Source organism: Oleiphilus sp. HI0086 (assembly GCF_001635225.1).
The window spans coordinates 1-534 of sequence record NZ_LWFZ01001194.1; the positions used below are offsets into that span (position 1 = coordinate 1).

A 534-nucleotide genomic window follows, 5' to 3' on the forward strand; every position below is an offset into this window, starting at 1 on the left:
AAGGGTGGCTCGAAAGTGTTGATCTGGCCACTAATACCATCGACATGAAACTAATTCCGATGCGCTTACGTCGCGGAACCTTTGGCGATTTCAACTTCCATGTCGATGACAATACACTGTATGAGATTGATGGCGTTGAGTACACGTCTGAAGAAGGCTTAAGCTTACTAGCAGAACAAGCTGAGGAGACCCCTCTTATTGCTTTTGGTGGCCCTTCAGAAGAAGGTGAGCAACGCTACTTGGCAACACAGGTACTCGCCGGTAACAGTGTTCCTTGGGCTGAACAAGATGTATTGAAAGGCATCATCACTGCACGCAGTGACTCAAGCATTTCGATTCAAGGTGCAGTCGTCGAGACTGGCGACCAGGCGGCTCACTTTCAGACAGAAGTCACACTGGCGGTTACTGAAGATACTGTTGTCACAGGTTATCGCTTAGGTGATGCCAGCATCGCCAATTTATCGGTAGGGCAACGAATACTAGCGTTGGGTGAATTTAACGCTGACAATAATGAATTCGATAGTAGTCAAGGCC

General features: G+C 47.9%; 1 protein-coding gene. It reads left to right on the plus strand.

Translation table 11 applies throughout. The annotated features are described in order from the left end of the window. A partial coding sequence (locus tag A3756_RS28100) for a hypothetical protein (protein WP_197481435.1) occupies positions 1 to 534 on the plus strand: 534 nt, incomplete at both ends.